We start from the raw sequence: 3,611 nt of genomic DNA, 5'->3' as shown, positions 1-3,611 counted from the left end.
TCCACTGGATGCTGATCCAGATCGGCGCGCCGCATGAACTGGTGCTCATCGACACCAAGGCCATGGCCCAGAAGTCGGCCGCCTATCTGGCGCTCAATCCCGACGGCCGGGTGCCGACCCTGATCGTCGACGGCGCGCCGGTGCGCGAATGCGCGGCCCTGGCGATGCTGCTGGCCGAGCGTCATCCCGAGGCGGGCCTGGCGCCGCCGCCCGGCGACCCGCTGCGGCCGGCCTATCTGCAGGAGATGGTCGCCCTGGCCAACACCTTGCTGCCGGCTTTCCGGGCCTGGTTCTATGCGGACGAGCCGGCCGGTCCCGAGGCCGCAGCGGCGGTCCAGGCGGTCAGCCGCGCCCAGATCGAGGCGGTCTGGGACCGCTTCGACGCCCAGCTGGCCGATGGCCGGGTCCACCTGCTGGGCGAGCGGCTCAGCGCTGTGGACTTCCTGGCGACGATGCTGATGCGCTGGTCGCGCAACATGCCGCGGCCGGCGGCGCGCTGGCCGCATATCGGCCGCTACCTGGCGACGATGCGGGCCCTGCCCAGCCTGCGCGAGGTGCATGCCCGCGAAGGTCTGAGCGACTGGATCGACGACTAAATCCGAGCGCTCAATAGGCCTTGAGGTCGGGATCGAGAGTCTGGCCGGCGTCGAGCTGTACGCCGAAGGTGTTGAGCATCATGCAGACCTGGGTGTACTGGCCGGCCGTGAACACCACGTCCATCGCCTGCTTCTCGCTGAAATGGGCCAGCAGGGCGGCCCAGGTCGGCGGGGTGATGAACTGGTCGGCGTGCAGTTCGTCGGCGGCCCGCACCAGGGCGGCGTCGGCCGGGCTCCAACCGGCGTCCGGACCGGCCTTGATCTTCTCGGTCTCGGCGGCGCTCAGCCCGCAGCGATGGCCGATCGCCACGTGCTGGGTCCATTCATAGCCCGAGCGGCAGAGATAGCCGATCCGCAGGATGACGATCTCACGTTCGCGGGCCGGCAGGTCGTTGTTCTTGGAGAGGATGTAGTTGCCCCAGCCCAGGAAGGCTTTCAGGGCCTTGGGCGCATGGGCCAGGGTGCGGAAGATGTTCAGCACCGGCCCGGCCGGGATCACGCCGCCGCCGCCCAGGGGGCCGAGGATCTCGGCCTGTTCGGGGGTCCAGCCGTCATGGGCCACCGGCTGGATTCGGGGTTGGCTCAAGCGCATCGGCGTCCTCCTGCTCGCGGTCCGAGGCCGCGTTGGCCAAAGGATCGCCCGCTCGGCGGCTCCGGGTCAAACGGTTGTTTGGAGGCAAAGGCGGCCCCGGCTTCAGGCCAGGGCCGCCAGAGGTCTATTTCACATTGCCGCAGAAGCGCTGGATGCGGCCGCAGGCGTCTTCCAGCACGTCATTGCTGGTCGCGTAGCTGATGCGGAAGAACGGCGACAGGCCAAAGGCCCCGCCGTGCACCACGGCCACGCCCTCGGTCTCGAGCAGCTCGACGGCGAAGTCCTCGTCGGTCTCGATCACCTTGCCGCTGGGGGCGGTCTTGCCGATCAGGCCGGCGCAGGACGGATAGACATAGAAGGCGCCTTCGGGCGTCGGGCAGTGCAGGCCGCTGGCCTGGTTCAGCATCGACACCACCAGGTCACGGCGTTCCTGGAACAGCTTCTGGTGCGGCTTGATGTAGTCCTGCGTGCCGTTCAGGGCCTCGACGGCCGCCCACTGGCTGATCGAGCAGGGGTTGGAGGTGGTCTGGCTGATCATCTTGGCCATGGCCTTGATCAGGGGCTCGGGACCGCCGGCATAGCCGATGCGCCAGCCGGTCATGGCATAGGCCTTGGACACGCCGTTCATCGTCAGGGTGCGGTCATAGAGCCGGGGCTCGACCTGGGCGATGGTGGTGAAGGCGAAGTCGTCGAACACCAGTTGCTCGTACATGTCGTCGGTCAGCACCCAGACCTGCGGGTGGCGCAGAAGCACGTCGGCCAGGGCCTGCAGTTCGGCGCGGGTATAGGCGCCGCCCGAGGGGTTGGAGGGGCTGTTGATGATCAGCCACTTGGACTTGGGCGTGATGACCTTTTCGAGCGCGTCCGGCGTCAGCTTGAAGCCGCTGTCGGCCGTGGTCTCGACCGCCACGGGGGTTCCGCCGGCGAGCAGAACCATGTCGGGATAGGACACCCAGTACGGGGCGGGGATGATGACCTCGTCGCCGGGGTTCAGGGTGGCGACCAGGGCGTTGTAGATCACCGGCTTACCGCCCGGGGCGACGTGGATCTGGCTGACCTTGTAGTCGAGGCCGTTCTCGCGCTTGAACTTGGCGCAGATCGCCTCCTTCAGCTGCGGCATGCCGTCGGGGTCGGTATATTTGGTCTTGCCGTCGCGGATGGCCTGGATGGCCGCGTCCTTGATGTTGTCCGGCGTGTCGAAGTCGGGCTCCCCGGCGGACAGGGCGATCACGTCGCGGCCGGCGGCTTTCAGCGCGCGGGCCTTGGCGCTGATGGCGATGGTGGCCGAGGGGGCGATGCGCCGCAGGGCGGCGGACTCGAGCGACATGATTCAGGACTCCCCTGGAGAGGCTTGGCGAAAGTGGCCGGTTTCAGGATTGCGCGGTCTTTACGCTTCCGCTTGCCGCGGTGCAACGCGACAAGGCGGCCTGTCGGGCCGACAGTGCAAGATGCAGGGGCCAAAGGCACCCTCGGCGCGGAGACGGGCGGCCTAACCGACCTTGGCGTTCTGGTCCTTGTCGTCGAAGGCGAGCATCGCCGCGACGTTTTCCCACAAGCGGGCGATCTCGATCGCGCCGGCGCCGTTGGCGTCCCACTCGCCGACCGAGCGGCCGTGGGCGATCGATTGCTGGTAGGCGGCCCGGGCGCGCAGGCCGACCGAGGCCACCGGCAAGCTGCAGAACCGCAGCGCCTGGACGGCCTTCTGGACGGTGACCGGCTCCAGTCCGCCCCGCTTGGGCGGCGCCTGGTTGAGGATGATCAGGCCCGGCTTGCCCAGGCTGCGCACGAACTCCGCCGAGCGGGCGACCGAGGCGATGTCCAGGAAGGTCGGGCGGCAGACCAGCAGGCAAAGGTCGGCGCTGTTGACCGCCTGGACGACGTCGCTGTCGGGCGCGGCGGGGGTGTCGACCACCAACAGCTCGAAACCGTCATGCGCGGCCTGCGACTTGGCGTGGAACAGCTTTCCGGCGCTGATGCCGGCGAGGGCGGGGCCGTCGATCGTGCGGGCGCGCAGGGCGTCGAACGACGAGCGCTGGGGATCGATATCGGCCAGCATGGTCTTGCGACCCGCGCGAAAGGCGCTCACCGCGAGATTGACGGCGACGGTCGTCTTGCCGGCTCCGCCCTTGCGCGAGATCACAGCGACCGTCTTCACGTCGTTTCCCCTCCGCTCGGCGTCGAGTCGCACGCCACGGCCTGTGGATAAATAACGCTGTTGTACGACAGGTCCGCAACGGGTTTGTCGCGCCGGGCGAATCTTAACCCTAAGGCGCGCTGCTGGCGCGCATTCGGCTGACTTTTGCACGCGGCAAAGGCGAATTGCCGGCTTGTCGCGCTTGACCCGGGCAGGGCATGGGCGAGGCAGGAGCGGTGATCGCGCGCCTCGTCGAATTCTTCACCAACATGAACGCCCGTGCCTGGCG

The 3,611-nt window shown here is 68.3% G+C and carries 5 protein-coding genes; 1 reads left to right on the top strand and 4 read right to left on the bottom strand.

Annotation, left to right across the window (positions count from 1 at the left end):
* The coding region (locus CSW58_RS12070) for a glutathione S-transferase family protein (protein WP_099447449.1) at nucleotides 1-596 on the top strand (596 nt) is incomplete at its 5' end.
* Nucleotides 597-606: 10 nt separating this feature from the next.
* On the opposite strand, the gene CSW58_RS12065 is transcribed toward CSW58_RS12070, so the two are convergent.
* From CSW58_RS12065 to CSW58_RS15430, 4 genes are all read right to left on the bottom strand, one after another.
* Nucleotides 607-1,188 (bottom strand): carboxymuconolactone decarboxylase family protein, encoded by a 582-nt coding sequence (locus CSW58_RS12065; RefSeq protein ID WP_099447448.1) that lies wholly within the window; start codon nucleotides 1,186-1,188, stop codon nucleotides 607-609.
* Between the two features lie 124 nt (nucleotides 1,189-1,312).
* Nucleotides 1,313-2,515 (bottom strand): pyridoxal phosphate-dependent aminotransferase, encoded by a 1,203-nt coding sequence (locus CSW58_RS12060; RefSeq protein WP_099447447.1) that lies wholly within the window; start codon nucleotides 2,513-2,515, stop codon nucleotides 1,313-1,315.
* A gap of 162 nt (nucleotides 2,516-2,677) precedes the next feature.
* Nucleotides 2,678-3,343 (bottom strand): AAA family ATPase, encoded by a 666-nt coding sequence (locus CSW58_RS12055; RefSeq protein ID WP_099447446.1) that lies wholly within the window; start codon nucleotides 3,341-3,343, stop codon nucleotides 2,678-2,680.
* The coding region (locus tag CSW58_RS15430) for a hypothetical protein (protein ID WP_236627810.1) at nucleotides 3,340-3,611 on the bottom strand (272 nt) is incomplete at its 5' end. The genes CSW58_RS15430 and CSW58_RS12055, both read right to left, overlap by 4 nt.

Source organism: Caulobacter sp. B11, assembly GCF_002737765.1.
In the GTDB taxonomy this organism is placed as follows: Bacteria; Pseudomonadota; Alphaproteobacteria; order Caulobacterales; family Caulobacteraceae; genus Caulobacter.
Note: the sequence above shows the minus strand (reverse complement) of the source record. Positions and strands in the feature narration are given on the sequence as shown.